The sequence below is a fragment of the Achromobacter animicus genome, from assembly GCF_040775605.1.
GTDB classification, from domain to species: Bacteria; Pseudomonadota; Gammaproteobacteria; order Burkholderiales; family Burkholderiaceae_B; genus Achromobacter; species Achromobacter animicus.
Genome location: NZ_JAYGJK010000001.1, coordinates 5,498,987 through 5,518,400, shown reverse-complemented (window position 1 = coordinate 5,518,400; position 19,414 = coordinate 5,498,987). Strand labels below are relative to the sequence as shown.

Sequence of the window (19,414 nt, the reverse complement as noted above, 5' to 3'; positions counted from 1 at the left end):
CAATCCGAGATGAGCAGTGCAGATGTATCGCAGACCGCATCATGCTTTTCGCGCGTGAGCTGCCGCCCATGACCAGACCACAACAACCGCTGCGGATCCTCATGTCCGAACCGACGCTAAGCCGCATCGGCAGCGAGATCACGCAGGCGCTGAATGGCCGCGCGTTTGAACCCGTCATCGCGGCGTGCACGCACGGCAACGAGCCCGCAGGCGTCGACGTCGCTTTCATCTCGCGCGACGTGACCGGCCTGTCGACCAAGCATCGCGTCCTGGAACCGCTTGAAGCCTTCTACGTCTCGCTGCGTCGATCGCCGAAGCTGGGCTGGGTGCACGTGCACTCGGCGGGCGCGGACCGGCCGATCTTTGGGGAACTGAAATCCCGCGGCGTGCGTGTCACCACCTCGTCCGGCGCCAACGCGCAGGTGGTGGCGCAGACCGCGCTGGCCGGGATTCTGGCGCTGGCGCGCGAGTTTCCGCGTCTGTTCGACGCCCAGCGTGCCCAAACCTGGACGCCGCTGATCGGTGACCGGATGCCGCGCGATCTGCCTGGGCAGACCGCGGTGATCGTGGGATGGGGCCCGATCGGCCGCGCGCTGGGCGGGTATCTGCGGATGCTGGGACTGAACGTCATCGCCGTGCGCAGCGCGGCCGCGCCGCCCGCGGACGGCGTGGAGACCTACGCCTTTGAAGACCTGCCGCACATTGCGGGCCGAGCCGACTGGCTGGTGTTGGCGTGCCCCTTGAGCGACCGCACGCGCGGTCTGGTGAACGCCCGCGTGCTGGCGGCCATGGCGCCGCACGCCCGGCTCATCAACGTCGCGCGGGGCGAAGTCGTTGCCGAAGCCGACCTGATCGAGGCACTGCGCGCCAACGCGCTGGCTGGCGCCTTTCTGGATGTCTTCGAACACGAGCCGCTGGACGCCGCGTCGCCGCTCTGGACGCTGCCAAACGTCATCGCCACGCCGCATTCGGCTGGACACTCCGACGGCAACGAGGCGCGCGTGGACCACATCTTTCTTGATTACCTGCGCGACTGGCGGCAATGATTCCGCCCGCGATGCCCGCGACCCTTCCAGGAACCGTCATGATCCAGACCACCGCGCGCATCCCGCGCTGACCGTCTACGCGGCCGCCACGCAATACGGGCAATCGGTCGCGCACGCTTGTCCGTTGGCAGGTTTGCCAAGATCCGGCTTTCCTGGCGCCTGCCCCGCAGGGTCCGTGCCGCCGCCATGAAAGCACTCATGCGCCAGCCACTGGCTCAGCCGCTCGTAGCTTTCCATGTTGCTGCGCCAGTTCGGCGCGCAAAGATAATAGCCAAGCGGGCTTTCAAAGGTGCGGTCGAATATGTCGACCAGCTGCCCCGTGGCCAATTCCTTTTCGATCAGGCAGTGCGGCATCAGCGCCACGCCAAAGCCGGACGACGCGGCCTGGATAATCATTGAAAACAGATTGAAGCCGGGGCCAAAACGGGCGCGGTCATAATCGCCCAGGTACGTCGAAAACCAGTATTCCCAGGACAGCGGAATTTCGATGTGCTGCAGCAGCGTGCACTGCTTGATGTCTTCCAGGCTGCTGATCGGATGCTGATCCAGGTATTCCCGCGAGCACACCAGGCGGGTTTCGCGGCCCGTCAGATACTTGGCGGCGCCGTCGTGCCAGTCGCCATAGCCGTACTGGATGGAGGCATCGAAATCCAGCTCGGTGCTTTTGTAATCCGCGACGCTGTAACGCACGAAATTGATGGAGATGTCCGGATTGATCTCGCGGAACGTCTTCAGACGCGGAAACAGCCATTGCGCCGCAAACGTGGGCGCGGCCGAGACATTCAGGGATTTTGCCGACTGCTGCGTCGCCATGACCTGCGACGTGGCGCTTTCCAGCGTATGCAACGCCGGCCGGATCAGGCTGAGGTAGGTGGCGCCCATGCGCGTGAGCTGCAACCCGTTCGTACCCCGAATGAACAGCGCGTGGCCAAGATAGCTTTCCAGCGTGGCGATATGCCGGCTGATGGCGCTTTGCGTGACGAACAGTTCCTTGCCCGCCTTCGAGAAAGACAGATGCCGTGCGGCCGCGGAAAACGCGTTCAATTCGGACAGGGTGGGGCAGCGGCGTCTCATAGGGGGGTATGAGTAAAGCTCATAAGGCTCTTCAAATTTGTGTCGAACGCATAGGGGGAGACCCGGTATCGGACCCCGGAATTGTACCGGTAGAGTTCGGCATGCCGCGATTTCCCGGCGTTTTGAACTGTTTACGTGGTTGATTTATGAATCCGGTTGTCATCAAGAATTGCAGGATCCTCAATACCCGAACCTTGGCCCTCGAAGCCGCTTCGACCGTGCTGGTCGAGGACGGGGTCATCACCCGCATCGCCGCCGACGCAACGGCGCCGGCGGATGCGCAGGTGGTGGACGCCAAGGGCATGACCTTGATGCCCGGCATGATCGACTGCCACGTGCACGTGGTGGCGTCGTCGTTCAACCTGGGCCGCGTCGCGGCCCTGCCCAACGCGCTGGCGCTGCTGCGCGCGCTGCCCATCATGCAGGGCATGCTTGACCGCGGCTTCACCTCGGTGCGTGACGCCGGCGGCGCGGATTGGGCGCTGGCGCAGGCCGTGCTGGACGGCACCATCGACGGCCCGCGTCTCTTCTGCTCGGGCAAGGCCCTGTCGCAGACCGGCGGCCACGGCGACTTCCGCCAGCGCAACGACGAACTGGATCCCTGCCCGTGCTCGGTCAAGATCGGCAACATCGGCCGCGTGGTCGACGGCGTCGACAACTGCCGCCTGGCCGTACGCGAGGAAATCCTCAAGGGCGCCACGCAGATCAAGGTGATGGCGTCCGGCGGCGTGGCTTCGCCCAACGACCCCATCCAGAACCTGGGCTTCTCCGAAGCCGAGCTGATCGCCATCGTGGAAGAGGCCAGCAACGCCAACACCTACGTGATGGCCCACGCCTACACCCCGCGCGCCATCACGCGTGCCGTGCGCTGCGGCGTACGCACCATCGAGCACGGCAACCTCGTTGACCGCGAGGCCGCCGAGGTCATGAAGGAACACGGCGCCTACATGGTGCCCACGCTGATCACCTACGAGGGTCTGGCCAACGACGGAGAGCGCTACGGCCTGCCGCTGGACTCGGTCAAGAAGATCGCCACCGTGCGCACGCAAGGCCTGACCGCGCTGGAGATTCTGGACGAAGTTGGCGTGAAGATGGGCTACGGCAGCGACCTGCTGGGCGAGACCCACTACATGCAGTCCGACGAACTGGTGCTGCGCAGCCGCGTGCTCGGCAACGCCAAGGTCATCCAGCAAGCCACGCTGATCGGCGCCGAGATCCTGAACCAGGAAGGCCTGCTGGGCGAAGTGTGCGAAGGCGCCTACGCCGACCTGCTGCTGATCGACGGCAATCCGCTGGACGACATCGAACTGCTGACCAAGCCGGATTCGATCAAGCTCATCATGAACCGCGGCCTGCTGCACAAGAACGCCTGCTGACGTTCGACCGCTTCGTTCCCCTCTTCTTTACTCCGGAATTTCCCCCATCATGTTTTCCGTATCCGACCGCCTGGAGCGGTTGCCCTTCAGCAGCTTTCATTTCCGGCTGCTGATGATCGGCGGCCTCGGCCTGGCCTTTGAAGCTTTGGACGCTGGCATCATCGCCTTCATCATTCCCTCGCTGCGCACGCAGTGGGGCCTGACCACCGGCCAGATCGGCTGGATCGCCAGCAGCACCTATGTCGGCTTCCTGGTCGGGGCGCTGTTCTCCGGCATCCTGGGCGACCGCTACGGCCGCAAGAAGATCATGATGTGGGCGCTCCTGCTGTTCTGCGTCGCCACGTTCTTCAACGCCTTTGCCCGCAACTATCACGAGTTCTACATCCTGCGCATGATTGCCGGCATCGGCATGGGCGCTGAAGGCGCCATCATCGCGCCGTACCTGGCCGAGTTCGTCAGCAGCAAGTATCGCGGCCGCTTCACCGGCGCGCTGGCGGGCTTCTTCTCGTTCGGCTTCGTGATGTCCGCGTTGCTCGGCTACTTCATCGTGCCGATGAGCGACGACGGCTGGCGCTGGATCATGATCATCGCTTCTATTCCCGTCGTGTTCCTGTTGTGGTGGCGCAAGTCGCTGTTTGAATCGCCGCGCTGGCTTGAACACACCGGCCAGACCGCGGAAGCCAACCGCATCTGCGAAGCCATCGAAGCCGAAGTCCTGAAGAGCACCGGCCGCCCGCTGCCCACGCCGGTTGCCACGCGCAAGGCCACGGCCACCAGCGCGCCGCAGCAGACCGCAATGGCCAAGCTGGCGCAGCTGTTCTCGAAGGAATACCTGGGCACGACCGTGCTGGTGTGGGTGTTCTGGATCACCGTGCTGTTCTGCTACTACGCCTTCCTGGTGTGGATCCCCAGCCTGCTGGTCGAGCGCGGCTTCACCATCACCAAGAGCTTCTCGTACACCATCCTGATCTACCTGTCGCAGATCCCCGGCTACTTCTCGGCCGCGTACTTCAACGACAAGATCGGCCGCAAGTACACCATCCTGGCCTACATGCTGCTGTCGTGCCTGTCCGCGCTGGGCTTGGCTCTGGCCAGCGGCGAGCACCAGATCATCATGCTGAGCATGCTGCTGTCCTTCGGCATGAATGGCGTGATCGCCGGCCAGTACACGTACACCGCCGAAATCTATCCCACGTCCATCCGTGCGACCGGCATGGGCGCGGCCTCGGCCTTTGCCCGCATCGGCTCCATCGCTTCGCCGACCATCGTCGGCGTGGCGTACCCGGTCCTGGGCTTTGCCGGCGTGTTCGCCATGATGACCGCCATCCTGCTGGTCGGCGGCCTGGGCATCCTGTTCTACGGAAAGAACACGCGTGGCGTCGTGCTTGAGGAGATCAACGCATGACGAAGGGCTCCGCATTCCGCCCGCTGGCCGGGCACGCGCGCGATCTGGCGCTGGCGGCGGACCGGCAGGCGCAGTGGGGCGTGATCTCCAACCTGCTTCACGCCTGCTTTGGCCACAAGCTGTTCACTGCGTTGCTGTACCTGCAGGACCACCGGCTGATGAAGCGTCTGCATACGTCGGACGAATCGATCAGCCCGCTCGGCGGCTTCAAAGCCACCGGCAACGGTCCGTGGTCGCGGCTGGTGCTGGAAGAAGGGCGGCTGTATGTCGCCAGCAATGAAGACGATGTGCGCACCGTGTTCTCCGAGGCGCCGATGCTGATCGAACGCGGGCTGCAGTCGGCCTTCAACATTCCGGTGCGGCATGAGGGGCGTGTGATCGGCTCGCTGAACATGCTGGCCGGGCGCCATGCCTATGACGACATCGATCCGGACCTCGCGGCAGTTGTCGCCGGGCTGTGCGCGCCGGTCTTCATCGAAGAGATGAAGGACGCGGCGTCCGCGGCAGCAAGCGTGGACCGGTCTGCACTGGATAGCGTGTGATGGTTTGGATTTGAGTATCCGTCCCGGTGCGGGACTGGGTTTGCGGGCTGCTTGCCGGAGCGGCCCGTTTTTTTTGGGATTGCCTCACGTGGCAATCCCTTTTTTTGTGCATTGTTGCGGGTATTGGTCCGAATTGTTGCGTGCCACTGCATTTTTGCAAGGGGTGGAATCGGTTTTAGAAATCTTTCGATGTGCGGGGTTGCGCAGCGTCAAGAGAATGGTCGCTTTTTTTCGTGGCGGTTCGGCGTTGCTGCACTTGGCTGGCATCTGGCTTTTTGGCATCTCCGAGGCCGCGCACGGGTTACGGAGCTTGCGATGCATTTCCCCCTTTCTCCGGTTGTCGCGGCGATTCTCGCCGTCACGATCCCGGCCTTTCCCTTGCTGGCGTTGGCGGGGCCGATGCCGCCGATTCTCATTGATGACCCGGAAGGCAACACGTCGATGGAGGTGTTCCCCGGAGCCAGCATCGCCGTCAGCACCGGAGACGCAATCCGCGTCAACAACCAGGGCAACAGCGTCTTCGTAAACGGCATCACTGTCACCGCAGAGGCAGACGCCCGAGGTGCGCATGCCCAAGGCGGTGGCTCGATCACGATCACGGACAGTACGATCCAGACGCAGGCCGGGGCTGCATTGTCCGCGTCCCAGGAAAATAGTTTTGTCCACGCCGACATCTCCCTGCTCTCCTCAGAGGCAACGGCCGTGCTTGCGACCGATGGTGGTCGCATCAATCTGCTTGGCGGCATCGTCTCGGGATCGGGCGGTTTCCAGGGAACCGTCCGGGCTTCCGATGGGGGCGTCATCACGGCAAGCGACCTGGAGATCAAGAGCGTTGATCGCAATGGCGTCAACAACTATGGCGTGCGCGTCCAGTTAGGCGGCCGCGTCGAACTGTCCAACGTCATTCTGTCCAGCGTGGATGACATCGGCGCGGCGACAGGGGCGGACCTTTCGGTGCAAGCAGGCACGCTCTTGCTGACCGACAGCCACGTCAAGGCAGGAGGCACAGAAAATGCCTCCGCGGCAACCATGCATATCTCGCAGAATGCCACCGTCATCGTTCAAGGAAGCACCATTGAAGGCCAGGTGTCCGTTATCGACGGTTCCAGCCTGACCATGACGGATACGGTCGTTGCCGGTCCGCATTCGGTGGACTTCGGCGTGCTCTTGTATAACGAGGCCACGCAAACCGGCGCGTCTTCGGCGTCTTTGACGAACGTGACAATCGGCAGCGAAGCCGTCGCGGTCAACGAGGGCGTCACGGTGATGAACAACCATGTGATGACGGGACAGAACCTGGACATCCGTGCGGACTTGTATGCGATCCGAAGCCGCAATGGGGCGGTACAGATTGAAGGCGGTACCTTACGCGGAAGACGGGCCGGCCTGTATGCGCACTCGACCGATAACACGGCGACAACAACGATCGACGCGGTGGGAACGCATATCCTGGCCGAAGCCACGAATGCGGTAGGCGTGAATGCCAACCATCGCGGCACGCAGGTGACATTGGACGGCGTTACCGTGGACGTATCCGGCAGCGCGGGAACTGCGCTTCGAGCAGCCGACGAGGCACGTATCGACGCCGTCACTTCACAGTTGAACGGGCAATCCACGGGCTCGACCGGCGTGTATATGCTTGGCAGCATCGGCGCCGGTGAAACGACGGTTTCGCTGAGCGACACGCAAGTCATCATGACGGGTCAGAACGCAAACGGCGTGCAGAGCGTGCGCTACGAGCCGCAGGGCGCCAACTCGCTCGTATTGTCGGACGGTAGCAACCTTCAGACCCACGATGGGGTGGGGTTTCTCGTCAGGGGCGGAGACCACGACATCACCGTCCAGAACGCCACCGTGGTGGCCCGAGCCGGCGGCGACGAAGCCAGCGGCATCCTGCTTAGAACGCAGGCGACGCCTAGCGCGGGAATCGTCCCCGGGCAGCCGTACCAGACGCAAGGCGTCACCCTGAACGCCACAGGCGCGCTCATGACGGGCGACGTGTTGACCGCCGACAGCGGCCGCGTCGACATCGGCCTGGCAAGCGGCAGTGAGTGGACCGGCGCGGTGCGCGCGGGGCAGGGTTCGGTGGACAGCGTCAAGTTAGACGCCAGCAGCGTCTGGAATGTGCGCGGCGATTCGGCCATCAAGACCCTGACCAACGCGGGTGTCGTGCGGTTCGTGTCTCCCGGTGCGCAATCTGGATTCAAGACGCTGACCGTCTCCGACTACATCGGCGGCGGCACCTTGGTTATGAATACCCACCTGGGCGACGATACGTCTCTGACCGACCGGCTCGTCGTGGACGGCGGCACGGTCACGGGCACGACCGGGCTGCGAGTCTTGAACGCCGGCGGCGCAGGCGCGTTGACAACGCAAGGCATCCGGCTCGTGCAGGCCACCAACGGGGCCACGATTTCAGGCAATGCGTTTTATCTGGACGCGAATTCGACTGGCTATCGGCCTTCAACCATTAGCCTGGCGCTCAATGGCTACGACTATTTCCTGGTTCAGGGCGGCACGGGCGGCGTGGCGTCCGATTGGTATCTGACGTCAACGACGCCGCCGGGAAGTGGCGTTGAGACACCTCCTGGCAGCGGCATCGAAACGCCGCCTGGCAGCGGCACTGAAACGCCGCCGGGTGGTGGCGCTGAAACGCCTCCTGGCGGCGGCATTGAAACGCCTCCCGGCAGCGGCACTGAAACTCCGCCGGGCAGCGGCACTGAAACGCCTCCTGGCAGCGGCACCGAAACGCCTCCTGGCAGCGGCATCGAAACGCCTCCCGGCAGCGGCACCGAAACGCCGCCTGGCAGTGGGGGGACGACACCTCCCGGTAGTGGCGGTGGCGTCACCGGTCCTGCCCCGGGCACGCCGCAGAACGTCTCCCCGGAAAGCGGTGTGCACATCGGCAACCAGTTCGCAGCCACCCGCATGTTCGTACATCGCCTGGCGGATCGTAGCGTGGCGCAAACGTCGGCCGGCCAGTCTGCACCCGCCAGTGCGGCATCCCGGCAGTTGTGGGCACGTACCGAGGGCGCGCGCCATACCGGAATGGAACTTCAGCAAGGTCAGGTAGGCATCGACACCGACACCGCCATGCTTCAGATGGGCGCCGACCTGTTGAGTACGCGCCTGGGTCAGCAAGGCGTCCTCAAGGCAGGCGTCATGGCCGGCGCGGGCGATGCACGCACGAACGCCACTTCCCAGCTCATCCACCCCGGTACCGGCATGGCGATGCGCGTTGACGCCCGCGGCAAGGTCACCGGGTATTCGGTGGGCGTCTATGCAACGGCTTACGCCGACGATGCCACCCGCCTGGGCGCGTACGCCGACTCGTGGTTGCAGTTCGGCCGCTACTCCAACGAAATCAATAGCGAACTGGGCTCGGCCCGTTACCGTTCAAACACCTGGACCGCATCGGTGGAAACCGGCTACGCCTTCAAGCCCTTCGCTGCCGATACGGCATTGGGTTCGATGGTGGTGGTGCCGCAGGCACAACTGGCCTATACGCGTTACAACGCCCAGGATGCCGTCCTGCCCAGCATGACGCTGAAAAACTCGCCCGCCAGTTCGGTCACTTCGCGCGTGGGTGTCCGGGCGTACCCGCTTGGCAACGACGCTGCCACGTCGCCGGTGCGGCCTTACGTCGAGGCCAATTGGCTGCATAACTCGGGCAGCGCGAAAGCCAACTTGGGCGTCTCGACGTTCCATGCAACGCCGATGCGCGACGCGGCGGAACTGCGAATCGGCGTGGCCGGAAATGTCCGTGAGTCGTGGCAGGTTGGCGGCGAGCTGTTCGGCCAGGCTGGAAACGGCGGTCAGCGGGGCTACGGCGGCATGCTGAACGTCGGGTATCGCTGGTAACCCTGCACGCTGAAGGGCGGACTGTAATGCCGGCCATTGGTGGCCGCGGCGGTCCGTCCTTCATGGCGATGGGCGAGGCGATTCAAGCCACGCGCTTGTTGAGAATCACCAGCGACACGCCCGCCAGCACGAGCGCGGACGCGGACACCAGCAGAACCGTCAGCGGCTCATCGAGAAACAGTGTCCCGCCCAACGCCGCCAGCACCGGGACACTGAGCTGCACGGTGGCGGCGCGCGTCACGTTCAACTGTTTCAGCGCGGCGTACCAGAGGATGTACCCCAGGCCCGACGTCACCGCGCCGGACGCCACGGCATAGGCGGCGCCTGCGGCGTCGAGCCGAACGTGCGACATGACGAACTGCGCAAGCAACAACGCCAGCGCAACCGGCGCGGCGCGGATGAAATTCCCCGCGGTTGCCGCCACCGGATTCCGTGCGCCCCGGCCCAGCAGCGAATAAATGCTCCACGCCACGCCGGACAGGATCATCAGGAATCCGTAGAACACGGGTGGCGCGTCCGTACCGGGCAGCATCAACGCGACAAGCCCGGCAATCGCCAACGCCATGCCAACGCATTGCAGCGGCGCCAATCGTTCGCCAATCGCCAGGCCGTACAGGATCATGCTGATCTGGATCGCGCCGAACAGCAGCAGGGCGCCCGTGCCGGCGGGAATATGCGTGTACGCAAAGGAGAACGCCAGTGCATACGCCAGCAGCGCCAACGCACCCGCCCAGGACCCTTCCAGACGCTCGGACTGCTGGCGCAGTGCCAGCACCAGCCATAGCATCAGCGCACCCGACACAACGCGGATGACGACGAAGGTGGTGGGATCGATCGCCGTCTGTTTGAGCGCGAGGCGGCAAAGCAGGGAATTGCCGGCAAAGGCCAGCATGGCGGAAAGGGTGAGCGCGAAGAGGCGGAGGGTCATGGCGAGGGCCTTTGAATCACCATTGCGATCCGCGGCCTCTGCCGTCTACTGCACGGCCGAAGCGGTCTCGCGGAACCGCTGCACCAGCGGGGAGCCGTCTTCCGAACGATACGCCAGCAGCACCTGGCTTTGGGCGTCTGGCGTATCCAGTTCGCGATAGGCCACGCCGGGAATGCCCGTTTTCATGTAGGTATCGGGGAGGATCGAAATGCCCATCCCCGCCGCGACCAGACCGATGATGGTCGCGCCTTCGCGCGCCTCCTGGCCGACTTGCGGGGCGAAGCCCGCCCGGTTGGCCAGTACGCTCACGTGGTCGAACAGGCCGCAGCCCAGTCCGCGCGGGAACAGGATGAAGGATTCGTCCGCCAGGTCCGTCATTGACAGCGGCGTGTCACGGCGCGCCAGCGGATGCGATTGCGGCAGGGCGGCCATCAGCCGGTCGGTCCACAGCGGCAGCGTCGCAATGTTGGGCGGCGGCACGAACAGGATGGATGGCCGCAGAAATCCCACGTCGATGTCCTTGGACGCCAGCGCACGCAGTTGCTGGCCCGTCGACTGATGGCTCAGGTCCACCCCCACGCCGGGAAAGTCCGTGCGAAAGGCATGCACGATGCGAGGAAAGGCGTCGAACATCGGCACCGACGCCGTGAATGCCACGCGGATCTCGCCGGTTTCTCCCAGCGCCGACTGCCGCACGACCTCGCCGGCGCGTTCCAGGTGGGACAGCGCCCGGCGCGCCTGGTCCAAGAACAGCGCGCCCGCCTGCGTCAGTTCCACGCTGCGGCTCGTGCGGGTCAGGAGCGGCGCCCCGAGTTCTTCTTCCAGCGCCTTGATCTGCAGGCTGAGGGGCGGCTGGCTGACGTGCAGCCGGCGCGCGGCCTGGCTGAAGCTCAGTTCCTCGGCGACGGCGACGAAGTAACGCAGTTGGCGGAAATCCATATTGATTTGGAAAGCAAATAGATGATCGTGAAAAACGGTATTGGACGGTATGAGTGTACGCCGCGCATCATTCGGTCATACCAACACGTATAACGACACAGGAGACAACCATGAAGGCTTTTCAGCCCTCCCGGTCCCGCCGCACGTTTGCCGGCGCCGCAGGCGTGGGCGCACTGATCGCCGCCATGCTGGCGCCGCTGCCGGCTGCCGCGCAGGCCAATTTCCCCGACAAGCCGATCCGTATCGTGGTGCCGTATGCCGCCGGCGGTGGCGTGGACATCGTCACCCGCCTGGTCAGCCAGAAAATGGGAGATGCGCTGAAGCAGACGATCATCGTCGAAAACAAACCTGGCGCGGCCACCAATATCGGCATGGACACCGTGGCGCGCGCCCCGGCGGACGGCTATACGCTGCTGACCGCGTCGAATACGCTGGCCGCCAACGGTGCGCTGTTCTCCAAGCTGACCTTCGATCCCGCGCACGACTTCACCCCCGTGGGCGCCATCGGTTATGCGCCGCTGGCCGTGGTAGTGCCGGTCGAGTCGTCGTTCAAGACCTTGAAGGACCTGACGGACTATGGCCGCGCACATCCCGACAAGCTGACCTACGCGTCGGCCGGCAACGGCAGCTCCGGCCATCTGGCCAGCGAACTGCTCAAGCGCGAGAGCGGCATGAAGGCGCTGCATGTGCCGTACAAAGGCGGCTCGCCCGCGGTCACCGACCTGTTGGGGCAGCGGATTTCCTTCATGTCCATCAACCCGCTGGAAGTCGTCTCGCACGTCAAGGCGGGCAAACTGCGCGCGTTGGCCGTGCTGGACGACGAGCCGGCAAGCATGCTGCCCGAGGTGCCCACGGTGGTGTCGCAAGGCCTGCCGGGCGCGATGGCCACGGTGTGGTGGGGCCTGATCGGCCCCAAGGATTTGCCGCCCGAGGTCACGGCAAAGCTGAATGCCGCGCTGCAATCCGCATTGAAGGACCCCGCCGTGAAGCAGCGCTTCGGCGAAATGGGCGCGGTTGTCACGCCTGGCACGGACAAGCAGTTTGGCCAGTTCGTCGCGGCGGAAACCACCAAGTGGACCAAGGTCATCAAGGACGCGGGCATCAAGGCTGATTGACCGCGCTCGCGCCGGTACGGGTCCGCAGCGCGGGTCCGGCCGGCAACCATGCATAGAGGAACTGAAATGGAACGGCAAAAGAACGGGCTGGTGGTCAGCGCGCACTCCGCGGACTTCGTGTGGCGCGCGGGCGGCGCCATCGCCCTGTACGCCAAACGCGGCTGGAAAATGACCGTGGTCTGCCTGTCGTTCGGCGAACGCGGCGAATCCGCCAAGCTGTGGAAGCAGCCGGGCATGACGCTGGAACGCGTCAAGGCCGACCGCCGCGACGAAGCGCGTCTGGCGGCCGACATCCTGGGCGCGGACATCCGGTTCATGGACTGCGGCGACTATCCGCTGCGCGTCTCGGACGAGGCGCTGTTTGAACTGGTGGATGTGTATCGCGAACTGCAGCCGGAATTCGTGCTGACGCATTCGCAGAAAGACCCCTACAACTTCGACCATCCGCTGGCCACGCACGTCGCTCAGGAAGCCCGCGTGATCGCGCAGGCGCACGGGCACCATCCAGAGCAGGCGGTGCTTGGCGCGCCGCCCGTATTTCTGTTCGAGCCGCACCAGCCCGAGCAGTGCGAGTGGAAGCCCGAAGTGCTGCTCGATATCTCCGAAGTCTGGGAGCAGAAGCGCCGCGCCTTCGAAACCATGGCCGCGCAGGAGCACCTGTGGGAGTACTACACCCGCGTCGCCTTGCAGCGCGGCGTGCAGGCATCGCGCAACTCGAACCTGAAGATCAAGTACGCCGAAGGCTATCAGCGCGTGTTCCCGCAAGTCACCGGGGAGCTTGCATGAGCATCGCCGTCAGGAACATCGACCGCGGCGACAGCAGGGTCATCGCACGCCTGGCGTCGGCAGGCGTGGCCACCGCACACGAGGCGCAGCATCGCACCGGCCTGCTGCAACCCTACCTGCGGCCCGTGTACGCAGGCGCATCCATCGCAGGTAGCGCCGTGACGGTGTTGGCGCAGCCGGGCGACAACTGGATGCTGCACGTTGCGATCGAACTCTGCCGGCCGGGCGATATCGTCGTCGTGGCCTGCGCGTCGTCGAGCGAGGACGGCATGTTCGGAGAACTGCTTGCCACCTCGATGCGCGCACGCGGCGTACAGGGGCTTGTCATCGACGCGGGCTGCCGTGATGTCGCGGCGCTGAAGGACATGCAGTTTCCCGTGTGGTCCAAGTGTGTCTCGGCCAAGGGCACGGTCAAGGCGACGCCCGGGTCGGTGAACATGCCGGTCGTGTGCGCAGGAGCGCTCGTGCAGCCCGGAGATGTCGTCATTGCCGACGACGACGGTGTGTGTATCGTGCCGCGCGAACGTGCGGCGCAGGTTGCCGACGCCTGCGATGCGCGGCTGGTCAACGAGACGGCCAAACGCAAGCGGTTGGCCGCGGGGGAACTGGGGCTGGATATCTATGGCATGCGGGAGAAGCTGGCCGCGGCGGGGCTGGTGTACATGGACCGCAATCCCGGGGCGTGAAGCGCCTGCGCACAAACTTGAGACGACCCTCAAGCGATGGATGAGGCCATCTGGATGATTTCCGAGGCCGCCGGCGCCGATGCCACGACTGATGCGCCGACGCCACATCAAGATAAACCCCATAGCGATATCGAATAAGAATGCTTATCATGCGCGTTTTACATAATAGATTGCATGGGGTGGGGCTGTGGGTAAAGCATCGAAAGGCCGTCAAGGCAGGCAGAAGGGCGTCGCCCTGGCAGTGAAGCAGGCATTGGCGGGCAGCGCCGCGCTCTATGCCGCGTCGGTTTCCGCGCAGACGCAGGCCCCGGCTCCCGCCGCGATCACCGTCCTGCCCGCCGTCACCGTGACCAGTGCCCCGATCGCCCTGGGCGAGGCGCCTGCGCCCATCGCCGGCGGCCTGATCGGCGGCGGCGCCCGCATGGGCATCCTGGGTAACACGTCCGTCATGGACACGCCGTTCAGCGTCACCAGCTATACCGCCCAGACCATCGAGAACGAGCAGGCGCGTTCCGTGGCCGACGTCGCCACCATGGATCCGTCCGTGCGCATGAGCAGCGCGCGGTCCAACATCAACGAAGACCTGACCATCCGCGGCTTCAATGTGCCGACTGCGGACTTCGCGTTCAACGGCATGTTCGGGCTGACGCCGTATTGGCGCGCACCGGTCGAAACCCTGGAACGCGTGGAAATCATCAAGGGCCCTTCCGCGGCGCTATTCGGCATGACGCCGGGCGGCAGCGTGGGTGGCGTGGTCAACCTTGTGCCCAAGCGCGCGACCGATGAGCCCATCACCCGGCTCACGGGCTCGGTCATGTCGGACTCCGTCTTTGGCGTGCATGCCGACGTCGGCCGCCGCTTCGGCGAAGGCAACGCGTTCGGCATTCGTGTGAACGGGATGCTGCGCGACGGCGACACGCCCATCAAGGACCAATCCACGCGCGAAGCGCTGGGCTCGGTTGCACTGGACTATCGCGGTGAAAGACTGCGGTCGTCCCTGGACCTGATCTGGCAGAAGGAACGCATCGACAACGTCGTGCGCCAGTTCCAGCTTGGCGACGACCTGACCTCGATTCCCGAGGCGCCCAGCAACAAGAATCCGTATCCCGGCCTGGGCTGGAGCGATGGCCGCAACACCGCTGGCGTCTTCAAGATCGAATACGACATCACGGACTACCTGACCGCCTACGCGGGCTACGGCCAGCGCAAACTGGACTGGGACGCCTTTGCCGCCAACCCCGTGCTGCAGAATTCGCAGGGCGATTACTCATTTTTCGGCGGCTGGCAGCGGATGACGGTGGACAGCAAGTCCACCGAAGCCGGCCTGCGCAGCAATTTCAAGACCGGTCCCGTGAGCCACAAGGTCGCCTTCAGCTACACGCTGCTGGACCAGGACTCCGACCTGGGCTTCAACACCGGTTTCCCGCCCGGCAATTCCAACATCTACGCCGGCAACACCTTCGACACGCCGTCCATCTCCGGCGTCAGCAATCCCCTGAACCGCTACCAGAGCGTCAAGCTGACCAGCTACGCGCTGGCCGACACCCTGGGCTTCATGGACGATCGCCTGCAGTTGACGCTTGGCGTGCGCCGCCAGAACGTGCAGGGCCAGAACTACAACTTCACCAACGGCGAGCCCAGCGGCCCGCGCTACGACAAGAGCGCGACCACGCCGCTGGCCGGCGTCGTCTTCAAGGTACGGCCGGACCTGTCGGTCTATGCCAGCTACGTCGAAGGCCTGTCCCAGGGCGACACCGCGCCGACCAGCGCGGCCATCACCAACCCGGGCGAGACGCTGTCGCCGTTCAAGTCCAAGCAGAAGGAAATCGGCGTCAAGTACAACCTGAACGACAACATGCTGGCCACTGTCGCCCTGTTTGAGCTGACGCGGCCCAGCTCCGGCATCTCTGGCAACACCTTCGGCGAGTTTGGCGAACAGCGCAACCGCGGCGTGGAAGCCAGCTTTGCCGGTGAAGTCACCAAGGGCGTGCGTCTGTTGGGCGGCATCAGCTATATCGACGCCGTCATCAACAAGGCCACCACGCCCGATCTGCAGGGCAACAAGGCCATCGGTGTGCCCGACTGGCAATTCAACCTGGGCGCCGAGTGGGATACCCCCCTCGTCCCGGGCTTGACGCTGTTGGGCCGCGTCATCTACACCGACAGAACGTATGCCAACGCCGACAACAGCCTGTCGGTGCCAAGCTGGACCCGCGTTGACGCCGGCGCCCGCTACGAAACTAAGATCAGCGGCACACCCGTCACCTTCCGCTTCAACGTCGAGAACCTGTTCAACCGGAATTACTGGGGCACGGCCACCGCCGGTTATCTGTTCGTAGGCTCGCCGCGCACCTACACGCTCTCGACCAGCATCGCCTTCTAAGGAGGCAGATATGTCCACGCAAGCCTGGTCCTGGATACACAAGTGGAGCAGTCTGATCTGCACGGTCTTCATGCTGCTGCTGTGTCTGACCGGGCTGCCCCTGATCTTTCACGAAGAGATCGAGCACCTGTCAGGCGTGGTCGAAGCGCCGCCCATGCCCGCCGGCACGCCCAACGCCAGCATGGACCAGATCGCCCAGACCGCGCTGGAACGCCGCCCTGGCGAAGTCATCCGCTACATGTTCTGGGACCAGGACGAGCATCCCGACATTACGTATGTTTCGATGGCCAGCGCCGTCGATGCCCCGCCCGAGGAGAACAACGCGGTCGTCATCGATTCGCGCACGGCCAAGGTCCTGGACGAGCCGGCCACCGACGAAGGCTTTATGTACGTCATGCTCAAGCTGCATACGGATATGTTCGCCGGCCTGCCGGGCATGCTGTTTCTGGGCGCAATGGGCCTCTTGATGGTGGTCGCCATCGTGTCCGGGGTGGTGCTGTATTACCCCTTCATGCGACGTCTGAAGTTCGGCGCGCTGCGCACCCAGCGCAGCACCCGTGTCAAATGGCTGGACTGGCACAACCTGCTGGGCATCGTCACCGTCGTCTGGCTGCTGGTCGTTGGCATCACGGGCAGCATCAACACCTTGAATCGCGTCGTGTTGAGCCTATGGCAGATGGACCAGATGGCGGAAATGACCGCGCCATTTCGCGGCCTGCCGCCGGTTACGCAACCCGCACACCTGGAAGACTCCATCCGCACTGCGCGTGCCGCGGTGCCGGACATGGCGGTGAGCCTGGTGGCGTTTCCCGGGACGATGTTCTCCAGCCCGCACCATTACACGTTCTTCATGAAGGGCAATACGCCCGTGACTTCGCGCCTGCTCAAGCCGGCGCTGGTGGACGCGACGAATGGGGAACTGACCGACACGCGCGAAATGCCGTGGTACGTGAAGACCTTGTTCCTGTCGCAGCCGCTGCATTTTGGGGATTACGGCGGCTTGCCGTTGAAGATCCTCTGGGCGGTGTTGGATCTGTTTGCGATCGTGGTGCTGGGTAGCGGGTTGTACTTGTGGCTGCGCAAGCCCAAGGCTGCGACGGCTGCCAAGCCCTTAACCGATGATGCTGCCGAAGCCGCCAATGCGCTGCGCCAAAGCGACCGTCAGGAGGCTGCGCAATGAACAGGACGAGCGAAGCGCGCGGCGCGCGCACCGAACACCTGCAGTCGGCTGGCGAGGTGTTCCGCGCGCCCATCTGGCTGGGCGTGGCGTCGGTGGTGGGACTGGTGTCGGCGCTGCTGGGCGATGGGGTGTGGGATGGCGTGTCGTGGTTGGCGATCTTTGCGCCGATCGGGGCGGTGTGGTGGGCGTGGCGGAGGCGGGGCGGGTGAAGTCTCCTTCATCTCGCCGCCGGCAGCTCGTCAGCGGCGCGCGGCCATCAGCGTAAGCACGTCGCTCAGCGATTGAACGGAGTCCGCTGACTTTGACGTGGCTGTGTGCCGGTCAAGGTGATAGCCGTGAATGCCGAATTTTCGTGGCCCAATCATGTCGGCCTCGATGGTGTCGCCGATCATCAGCACTTCATCGGGCCGGCACGCAATGCCATCACAAAGGTATTGGTAGATCTCGGCTTGCGGCTTCACGGCGCCGGCTTCGTACGACCACGCGCAGAAGTCCGGCCGGACAGGCAGCAAGTCCAGCACCGGCGGGCCATACGGCGCCGCCAGGTTGGAGCAGAGCGCGACCTTGATGCCGCGTTCCCGCAATGCAAGCAACGTCGGCGTGGCATCCGCGAAAAGCGAGATGGACTGAATCTCTTCACGCAGTTCGGCTTCAAGCGCGTTCAGATCTGCATCGCTGACCACTCCGCCAAACAGGCTGGCGGCCTGTCGCAGGTCGATCGGATTGCTCATCGCGCGGACCCCGTCGTCGCGCTGGCGCGGACGACCCGCTTCATGCAGCAGCCGGACCAGCTTGCGGAACGGTCGGGTCGGCCGTTCGATGTGGACCAAGGTTCCGAATACGTCGAATGCCACGGCCTTGATTGCCATTGAACCTCCTGCGCCAATGAGGCTTTCCGGTGATTGGCCGGACCGTGATGTCCAACCTGTCTGCGACGGATTCTAGCGGCAAAACTTCCGGCGGCTTGCTGGATCTCTTGGTCTTCGGATGAGCTGGGAGGCAGGAGCACCGGGTGCGGGGCTACTCGTCGCGAGCGACCGTGACGAATATGCCGTCGGCTTCGTTCAAGCGGGGGCCCGCCGGCAGGATCATTACCGACACGTCATCAGGCAGGTGAGACGCCAGCGCTTTCAGGCGTTCGCTGACGATGCTGTCCAACGAATCGAGGCGCGACTCTGCTGACACCGCAAGGCTTACCCCAACCTTGTTCCAGCTTTCCCAGGATTCCGGCGCTTGCCGGTATGCCACTGTCGTCCATTCCGATGGGTTGATGATGGTGCCGTCCGCCAACCGTGGGGGCGCATCGCTCCAGGCTTCCAACTTCTCACGTGTCGCGCCGGAGTAGATCCACGCAGGGGGCGGGCGGATTCCCTGGGCGGGCTGGGCGGAAGTATCCAGTTTGGCGGCCAGCGCCTCCAATGCCTGATCCGTGGACAGCTTGGCTTCCTTAAGCCTGGCAGGATCGATCGACAGCCACAGCTGGATGGGTTCCGGCGTATTGCTCCAGATCTGGGTGATGGTGTGGTTATCGCCAATCCCACGACCGACCCTGTCGGCCACCAGTTGTTGCAGCTCGGGCTTGCTGAGACGCGGACTGGCCACCAGCAGGTAGAGATCCGCGCTCGGGACGGCGCCCCACACGAGGGCCGGCGGCTGGATGGCGGCTGACGGCGTTGCCTGCGCGGCATTTGCGGGCAGGTAGACGCAGAGGGCCAATGCGGCAAGCCAGCTGCAGCGCGCCGGCCAAAAGCGGTGAATCCAGGTCATCAGAGGCATAGGTTTTTAGTTGTTCAAATGCTGTTAAATCCCGCACGCGATGGTCACGAGCGGGGAGTTGATGGACATGATCATTGTTTCGATACCGGTCTGGAAGAGCTGAGTCGCGCTCCTGACGGATCTGACGGGTTGAGGTCCGGGATTATCCCAGACGGCAAAAACCCGCAGAGCGCGAGCTGGTGCGGGTTTGAGGTACTACTTGGATATCAGTCCAGACAGGTGTCTGGTGCCCGGCGGCCGGAATCGAACCGGCACGCCTGTCTTGCGCCTGGATTACTCGCTTTTCTCTGCGCGAACAAAATGATCAAGGCAAGAGT

Annotated in this window: 16 protein-coding genes; 11 read left to right on the top strand and 5 right to left on the bottom strand. The window is 64.2% G+C overall.

What is annotated here, in order from left to right:
* The first annotated feature begins 68 nt into the window (after positions 1-68).
* The gene (locus tag AB3147_RS25190; RefSeq protein WP_367353291.1) at positions 69-1,046 is read left to right on the top strand and encodes a D-2-hydroxyacid dehydrogenase; all 978 of its coding nucleotides are present in this window, start codon (positions 69-71) and stop codon (positions 1,044-1,046) included.
* Between the two features lie 75 nt (positions 1,047-1,121).
* On the opposite strand, the gene AB3147_RS25185 is transcribed toward AB3147_RS25190, so the two are convergent.
* Positions 1,122-2,090, bottom strand: a complete 969-nt coding sequence (locus tag AB3147_RS25185) for a LysR substrate-binding domain-containing protein (RefSeq protein ID WP_438861034.1) — start codon at positions 2,088-2,090, stop codon at positions 1,122-1,124.
* Positions 2,091-2,266: 176 nt separating this feature from the next.
* Here AB3147_RS25185 and AB3147_RS25180 point away from each other — a divergent pair, with 176 nt between their 5' ends.
* From AB3147_RS25180 to AB3147_RS25165, 4 genes are all read left to right on the top strand, one after another.
* Positions 2,267-3,496, top strand: a complete 1,230-nt coding sequence (locus tag AB3147_RS25180; protein ID WP_175184796.1) for a metal-dependent hydrolase family protein — start codon at positions 2,267-2,269, stop codon at positions 3,494-3,496.
* 49 nt (positions 3,497-3,545) lie between these two features.
* Entirely contained in the window at positions 3,546-4,901 is a 1,356-nt protein-coding gene (locus tag AB3147_RS25175) for an MFS transporter (RefSeq protein ID WP_367353289.1), read from the top strand.
* Positions 4,898-5,443, top strand: coding sequence for a GAF domain-containing protein (locus tag AB3147_RS25170; RefSeq protein WP_191578630.1), 546 nt, complete (start codon positions 4,898-4,900; stop codon positions 5,441-5,443). Before AB3147_RS25175 ends, AB3147_RS25170 begins: the two co-directional genes overlap by 4 nt.
* Positions 5,444-5,758: 315 nt before the next feature.
* Positions 5,759-9,304, top strand: coding sequence for an autotransporter outer membrane beta-barrel domain-containing protein (locus tag AB3147_RS25165; RefSeq protein WP_367353288.1), 3,546 nt, complete (start codon positions 5,759-5,761; stop codon positions 9,302-9,304).
* An 82-nt stretch (positions 9,305-9,386) separates the two neighbouring features.
* On the opposite strand, the gene AB3147_RS25160 is transcribed toward AB3147_RS25165, so the two are convergent.
* Positions 9,387-10,232 carry a DMT family transporter gene (locus tag AB3147_RS25160; protein WP_367353287.1) on the bottom strand — a complete coding sequence of 282 codons (846 nt, stop codon included), beginning with the start codon at positions 10,230-10,232 and terminating at the stop codon, positions 9,387-9,389.
* 45 nt (positions 10,233-10,277) lie between these two features.
* The gene (locus tag AB3147_RS25155) at positions 10,278-11,171 is read right to left on the bottom strand and encodes a LysR family transcriptional regulator (RefSeq protein ID WP_286890509.1); all 894 of its coding nucleotides are present in this window, start codon (positions 11,169-11,171) and stop codon (positions 10,278-10,280) included.
* A gap of 110 nt (positions 11,172-11,281) precedes the next feature.
* Here AB3147_RS25155 and AB3147_RS25150 point away from each other — a divergent pair, with 110 nt between their 5' ends.
* The 6 genes from AB3147_RS25150 to AB3147_RS25125 all read left to right on the top strand — a co-directional run bounded on the left by AB3147_RS25150 (position 11,282) and on the right by AB3147_RS25125 (position 17,530).
* On the top strand, positions 11,282-12,286 hold the full coding sequence (locus AB3147_RS25150) for a Bug family tripartite tricarboxylate transporter substrate binding protein (RefSeq protein ID WP_367353286.1): 1,005 nt from the start codon (positions 11,282-11,284) through the stop codon (positions 12,284-12,286).
* A gap of 66 nt (positions 12,287-12,352) precedes the next feature.
* Positions 12,353-13,072, top strand: coding sequence for a PIG-L deacetylase family protein (locus AB3147_RS25145; protein WP_367353285.1), 720 nt, complete (start codon positions 12,353-12,355; stop codon positions 13,070-13,072).
* Complete coding sequence (locus AB3147_RS25140; protein WP_367353284.1) at positions 13,069-13,758, top strand: 4-carboxy-4-hydroxy-2-oxoadipate aldolase/oxaloacetate decarboxylase; 690 nt, start codon at positions 13,069-13,071, stop codon at positions 13,756-13,758. The genes AB3147_RS25145 and AB3147_RS25140 overlap by 4 nt, the downstream gene beginning before the upstream one ends.
* 187 nt (positions 13,759-13,945) lie before the next feature.
* Positions 13,946-16,141 carry a TonB-dependent receptor gene (locus tag AB3147_RS25135; protein ID WP_367353283.1) on the top strand — a complete coding sequence of 732 codons (2,196 nt, stop codon included), beginning with the start codon at positions 13,946-13,948 and terminating at the stop codon, positions 16,139-16,141.
* 10 nt (positions 16,142-16,151) lie between these two features.
* Entirely contained in the window at positions 16,152-17,321 is a 1,170-nt protein-coding gene (locus tag AB3147_RS25130; RefSeq protein WP_175184788.1) for a PepSY-associated TM helix domain-containing protein, read from the top strand.
* Positions 17,318-17,530 (top strand): hypothetical protein, encoded by a 213-nt coding sequence (locus AB3147_RS25125; RefSeq protein ID WP_175122292.1) that lies wholly within the window; start codon positions 17,318-17,320, stop codon positions 17,528-17,530. The genes AB3147_RS25130 and AB3147_RS25125 overlap by 4 nt, the downstream gene beginning before the upstream one ends.
* A 30-nt stretch (positions 17,531-17,560) precedes the next feature.
* On the opposite strand, the gene AB3147_RS25120 is transcribed toward AB3147_RS25125, so the two are convergent.
* A complete protein-coding gene (locus AB3147_RS25120; RefSeq protein WP_367353282.1) occupies positions 17,561-18,190 on the bottom strand; it encodes an HAD family hydrolase in 630 nt (209 codons plus the stop codon).
* A gap of 151 nt (positions 18,191-18,341) precedes the next feature.
* Positions 18,342-19,097, bottom strand: coding sequence for a hypothetical protein (locus AB3147_RS25115; RefSeq protein WP_367353281.1), 756 nt, complete (start codon positions 19,095-19,097; stop codon positions 18,342-18,344).
* Between the last annotated feature and the right edge of the window lie 317 nt (positions 19,098-19,414).

What these genes read in the sequence shown, in the direction of transcription:
- AB3147_RS25190 (WP_367353291.1), top strand. Translation starts at nt 69, where the DNA reads ATGACCAGACCACAACAACCGCTGCGGATCCTCATGTCCGAACCGACG.
- AB3147_RS25130 (WP_175184788.1), top strand. Translation starts at nt 16,152, where the DNA reads ATGTCCACGCAAGCCTGGTCCTGGATACACAAGTGGAGCAGTCTGATC.
- AB3147_RS25125 (WP_175122292.1), top strand. Translation starts at nt 17,318, where the DNA reads ATGAACAGGACGAGCGAAGCGCGCGGCGCGCGCACCGAACACCTGCAG.
- AB3147_RS25170 (WP_191578630.1), top strand. Translation starts at nt 4,898, where the DNA reads ATGACGAAGGGCTCCGCATTCCGCCCGCTGGCCGGGCACGCGCGCGAT.
- AB3147_RS25150 (WP_367353286.1), top strand. Translation starts at nt 11,282, where the DNA reads ATGAAGGCTTTTCAGCCCTCCCGGTCCCGCCGCACGTTTGCCGGCGCC.
- AB3147_RS25145 (WP_367353285.1), top strand. Translation starts at nt 12,353, where the DNA reads ATGGAACGGCAAAAGAACGGGCTGGTGGTCAGCGCGCACTCCGCGGAC.
- AB3147_RS25180 (WP_175184796.1), top strand. Translation starts at nt 2,267, where the DNA reads ATGAATCCGGTTGTCATCAAGAATTGCAGGATCCTCAATACCCGAACC.
- AB3147_RS25120 (WP_367353282.1), bottom strand. Translation starts at nt 18,190, where the DNA reads ATGGCAATCAAGGCCGTGGCATTCGACGTATTCGGAACCTTGGTCCAC.
- AB3147_RS25165 (WP_367353288.1), top strand. Translation starts at nt 5,759, where the DNA reads ATGCATTTCCCCCTTTCTCCGGTTGTCGCGGCGATTCTCGCCGTCACG.
- AB3147_RS25175 (WP_367353289.1), top strand. Translation starts at nt 3,546, where the DNA reads ATGTTTTCCGTATCCGACCGCCTGGAGCGGTTGCCCTTCAGCAGCTTT.
- AB3147_RS25160 (WP_367353287.1), bottom strand. Translation starts at nt 10,232, where the DNA reads ATGACCCTCCGCCTCTTCGCGCTCACCCTTTCCGCCATGCTGGCCTTT.
- AB3147_RS25155 (WP_286890509.1), bottom strand. Translation starts at nt 11,171, where the DNA reads ATGGATTTCCGCCAACTGCGTTACTTCGTCGCCGTCGCCGAGGAACTG.
- AB3147_RS25140 (WP_367353284.1), top strand. Translation starts at nt 13,069, where the DNA reads ATGAGCATCGCCGTCAGGAACATCGACCGCGGCGACAGCAGGGTCATC.
- AB3147_RS25115 (WP_367353281.1), bottom strand. Translation starts at nt 19,097, where the DNA reads ATGCCTCTGATGACCTGGATTCACCGCTTTTGGCCGGCGCGCTGCAGC.